Annotated in this window: 4 protein-coding genes; all 4 read left to right on the forward strand. The window is 68.4% G+C overall.

Annotated features, from left to right (window positions below):
• Positions 1 to 529: GNAT family N-acetyltransferase (locus K789_RS0115560; RefSeq protein ID WP_024367562.1), on the forward strand; the 529-nt coding region annotated here is incomplete at its 5' end.
• A gap of 461 nt (positions 530 to 990) precedes the next feature.
• Positions 991 to 2,802, forward strand: coding sequence for a proline--tRNA ligase (locus K789_RS0115565; RefSeq protein ID WP_024367563.1), 1,812 nt, complete (start codon positions 991 to 993; stop codon positions 2,800 to 2,802).
• 18 nt (positions 2,803 to 2,820) lie between these two features.
• Positions 2,821 to 3,615 carry a sulfite exporter TauE/SafE family protein gene (locus K789_RS0115570; RefSeq protein WP_024367564.1) on the forward strand — a complete coding sequence of 265 codons (795 nt, stop codon included), beginning with the start codon at positions 2,821 to 2,823 and terminating at the stop codon, positions 3,613 to 3,615.
• 91 nt (positions 3,616 to 3,706) lie between these two features.
• A partial coding sequence (locus tag K789_RS0115575; protein WP_024367565.1) for a pyridoxal phosphate-dependent decarboxylase family protein occupies positions 3,707 to 4,988 on the forward strand: 1,282 nt, incomplete at its 3' end.

Genomic DNA, 4,988 nt, shown 5'->3' on the forward strand with positions numbered 1-4,988 from the left:
GGCCCTGTACGCCGGGCTGGAACTGTTCGGCCAGACGGCGCACGAGATCCGCGACGACCAGCCGCTGATGACAATTTCCGGGCCGCCCGCCGTGACCCCGAATCCGCAGCTTGGCTTCGGCCAGCTGGCGGACTTCGACCGGATCCTGCCCGCGTGCGCGGCGATGTTCGAGGAGGAAGTGGGCTATTCGCCCTACCTCGGCGGCCGGGAGTACTACAGCCGCCGGGTCAGAGGCCTCATCCGCGAGGGACATTCCATGGTCCACCTGAGCCCCGGGCGCGAGGTGGTCTTCAAAGCCGAGCTGGGCGCTGTCACCCCGGAGGTAACGCAGGTGCAGGGGGTCTGGATGAACCCGGAGTTCCGCGGCCAGGGCCTCAGTGCAGGGTACATGGCAGCCGCCGTCGTCCTGGCCCAGACCCTCGCCCCGGTCACCAGCCTGTACGTCAACAATTTCAACACCCGGGCCCGCGCCACCTACGAGCGGGTGGGCTTCCGCCAAGTAGGCACGTTCGCCACTGTTCTTTTCTAGGCCGCAGGGCCTTTTTGACAGCTGTGCCTTCTAATTTAGGCACTTTTATAACTGCAGTGATCTTCTATCCCAGCCGTAACTCTGGCATCACAGCAAAATATCTGAATCGGGACTCTTGTTTTCGTGCCCTGCGTCACATAAATTCGAGCTAGCCGTGTCGCATGGGCACGTGTTTCCACGGGTGCAGGTGCCGGGATGCAGACGCCCTTGAGGGCAACACCAGGAGCCCACAGCCGGAACTTTGGCGGAACTGGGGGCCGCAGAGCCACGCCATGACAGGATGACCAGCCGGGAACGGCCAGGGGCTTCCGTCAGTTATGGCGTGGCTCTTCTGCGTCCGGGCTGACGGTAGATTAGTACCTGGACTTGTGGGCCGGTTTTTGCCGGTCCAACTGATTCTCCAACTGACTCACAGCATTGCTGCTTTGCCCCGCACCTTCCCAGAAACGGATAGATACCCAGTGGTCCTTCGACTCTCCAAGCTGTTCCTGCGCACCTTGCGTGAAGATCCCGCCGACGCCGAAGTGGCCAGCCACCGGCTCCTGGTCCGTGCCGGGTATATCCGCCGGGCTGCCCCGGGCATCTACACGTGGCTTCCGCTGGGCCTGAGCGTGCTGCGCAAGGTGGAGGCGGTCATCCGCGAGGAAATGTCCGCCATCGGCGCCCAGGAAGTGCACTTCCCGGCCCTGCTGCCCAAGGAGCCCTACGAGGCCACGAACCGCTGGACCGAGTACGGCGACGGCATTTTCCGGCTCAAGGACCGCAAGGGCAACGACTACCTGCTGGCCCCCACGCACGAGGAAATGTTCACCCTGCTGGTCAAGGACCTGTATTCCTCGTACAAGGACCTGCCGCTGAGCATCTACCAGATCCAGAACAAGTACCGCGACGAGGCACGCCCCCGGGCCGGCCTGCTGCGCGGCCGCGAGTTCATCATGAAGGACTCCTACTCCTTCGACGTCGACGACGCCGGCCTGGACGCCAGCTACGCCGCGCACCGGGGCGCCTACCTGAAGATCTTCGCGCGCCTGGGCCTCGAAGTGATCCCGGTGGCAGCCACCGCCGGCGCCATGGGCGGCTCCAAGAGCGAGGAATTCCTGCACCCCACCGAGATCGGCGAGGACACCTTCGTCCGCTCCGCCGGCGGCTACGCAGCCAACGTCGAGGCCGTCACCACCGTGGTCCCCGCGGACATCGACTTCAGCAACGCTCCCGCCGCAGAGGTCCGGGATACCCCGGATACCCCCACCATCGAGACCCTCGTGGACGCCGCCAACGCACTGGCGCCCCGCAGCGAGGCCGACGGCGGCGCCTGGGCTGCCGCCGACACACTCAAGAACGTCGTCCTCGCCGTCACCCTGCCGACCGGCGAACGCCAGATCGTCGTCATCGGCGTGCCGGGCGACCGCGGCGTTGACCTCAAGCGTGTGGAAGCAAATATCGGGTCCTTCCTGCCGATCGGCGGCGAAATCACCATCGAGGCCGCCAACGAGGAAGACCTCAAGAAGCAGCCCCTCATCGTCAAGGGCTACCTCGGCCCCGGCCTGTCCCTGGATGCGCCCCTGCTGGGCACCGAGGGCGCCGCCAAACTCCTGTACCTCGTGGATCCCCGGGTGGTCCGGGGCTCCGCGTGGGTCACCGGCGCCAACGAGGCCGGCAAGCACGTCTTCGGCCTGGTCGCCGGACGCGACTTCGGCTGGGACGGCGTCATCGAGTGCACCGAGGTGCGCGCCGGCGACGAGGCCCCCGACGGCTCAGGCCCGCTGGAAACCGCCCGTGGCATCGAAATGGGCCACATCTTCCAGCTCGGCCGCAAGTACGCCGCAGCCATGGACCTCAAGGTCCTGGACCAGAACGGCAAGCAGGTCGTGGTCACCATGGGTTCGTACGGCGTTGGCGTCACCCGCGCCGTCGCGGCCCTGGCCGAATCCAACCACGACGACAAGGGCCTCATCTGGCCGCGCGCCGTCGCACCGGCCGATGTCCACGTGGTGGCCGTTGGCCGCGGCGAGGAGATCTTCGCCGCCGCGGAGAAGCTGGCCCTTGACCTGGAAGCTGCCGGCCTCGAGGTGATCTACGACGACCGTCCCAAGGTGTCCCCGGGCGTGAAGTTCGGCGACGCAGAGCTCGTCGGCGTGCCGACCATCCTCGCCGTCGGACGCGGGCTGGTGGACGGCGTCGTCGAGATCAAGGACCGCCGCAGCGGCAACGCCGAAAACATCGCCGTTGAGAAGGCTGTCGACTACGTGGTCGACGCCGTCCGCAACAGCTAACGCGCTGCACCCACGGGCGTGGTTTCCGGACTCGAGTCGATCGAGCTCAGCACTCTCATCCTGATCGTGGTCGCCGGCTTCGCCGCCGGCTGGGTCGATGCCGTCGTCGGCGGCGGGGGATTGATCCAGCTCCCGGCCATGCTGCTGGTGCCGGGCATCAGCCCGGTGCAGGCACTGGCGACGAACAAGATGGGCTCGATCTTCGGCACGACGACCAGTGCCGTCACGTACTACCGCCGGGTGCGGCCGGACCTGCGCACCGCGCTGCCCATGGCGGTGATCGCCATGGCCGGCAGCTTCGGCGGGGCAGTGCTCGCCGCGAACCTCCCGGCGAGCGTGTTCAAACCCATCATCGTGGTGGCGCTCGTCGCCGTCGCGCTCTTCACCGCCTTCCGCCCCAACGTGGGGGAACTGACCAGGCTGCGGCACAGCGGACACCGGCACTATGTGCTGGCGTGCCTGATCGGCGGCGTGATCGGCTTCTATGACGGCCTGATCGGTCCCGGCACCGGATCCTTCCTGATCATCGCGCTCGTCTCGGCGATGGGTTACGCCTTCCTCGAAGCAAGCGCCAAGGCCAAGATCGTGAACATGGCCACCAACGCCGGCGCCCTGCTGTTCTTCGTGCCGCACGGTGCCGTGCTGTGGGGACTCGGGCTCGTCCTGGGCCTGGCGAACATGGCCGGCGGGTACCTTGGCGCCCGGACGGCCGTCAAACAGGGAAACAAGTTCATCCGCGTTGTGTTCCTCGCCGTCGTGGGGGCGCTGGTCATCAAGCTCGGCTCCGACATCTGGCAGGACAGCATCGCGTAGCATCAGCGCCCCGGGCCCGCACCGGCGCCCGCTCCCGTGCCTGCTCCCGCAGGGGCTGCCCGCACCGGGCCCGCGGGCGTAGCATGCAGCTATGTCAGCACCGGAAGAACGCTACGGCGATGCCCTGGAGGCTGCGGCCCGGCACGCACGGCAGTGGTTGGAGAGCCAGGAAACCCGGCATGTTGGCCCCCGCGTGACCGCGGCGGACCTCGCGGCCGACTTCGGCGGTCCGCTGCCCCGGGACGGAACACCGGCGGCCGAGGTAGTGGACTACCTGGCGACGAAGGCAGAGCCCGGACTGATGGCCATGCCCTCCGGCCGCTTCTTCGGCTGGGTCATCGGCGGCACGCTGCCGGCCGCGCTGGCTGCCGACTGGCTGGTCAGCGCCTGGGACCAGAATGCGGTGCTGCGCTATGCCGCGCCGGCGGTGTCCGCGATCGAGGAAGCCGCCGGGAACTGGCTCGTCGGGCTCCTTGGCCTACCCGAGGAGTCCGACGTCGGCTTCGTCACCGGCGCCACGATGGCGAACTTCGCCGGACTCGCCGCCGCCCGCTGGCGGCTGATGGCGGACGCGGGTTGGGACCTCGAGCGTGACGGGCTGTTCGGCGCCCCCAGAATCCGCTGCCTCGTTGGCCGGGAACGGCACGACTCCGTGGACCTGGCGCTGCGCTACCTGGGGCTCGGCACGCCAACCCCGGTTCCGTCGGACCGGCAGGGACGGATCATCCCGGCCGAACTTGAACGGCAACTCGCCGAAGGCTCCGGTCCGGCACTCGTCTGCCTGCAGGCCGGGAACCTGCATTCCGGAGCCTTCGACCCGTTCGCCGAGGCCGTCAGGGTGGCGAAGGACCACGGCGCCTGGGTCCATGTGGACGGCGCCTTCGGGCTCTGGGCCGCCGCCGTGCCGGGACTCTCCGCCCTGACCGCGGGGATGGACCTGGCCGATTCCTGGGCCACCGATGCGCACAAGACCCTCAACGTCCCCTATGACTGCGGGATCGTCGTGGTCCGGGACCGGACAGCCCTCCGTTCGTCCATGGGCGTGCACACGAGCTACCTGATCCAGACTGGGGACGGGGCGGGGGACCCGCTGGAGACCGTCCCGGAACTCTCCCGGCGGGCCCGCGGCGTGCCGGTCTGGGCCGCGCTCAAATCGCTGGGGCAGGCCGGGGTGGCCGGGCAGGTCCACAGGCTCGCGGAGCGCGCCTCGCAACTGGCGGAGCAGCTCGCGGCGCTGGACGGCGTCGAGGTGCTCAACGACGTCGACTACACCCAGGTCTCGCTGGCCTTCGGGGACGACGCCACCACGCGCGCCGTGACGGCGCGGATCATCGCCGACGGCCGGGTCTGGATGTCCGGTTCGCGCTGGCGGG

The organism is Arthrobacter sp. TB 26 (assembly GCF_000427315.1).
Classification (GTDB): Bacteria; Actinomycetota; Actinomycetes; order Actinomycetales; family Micrococcaceae; genus Arthrobacter.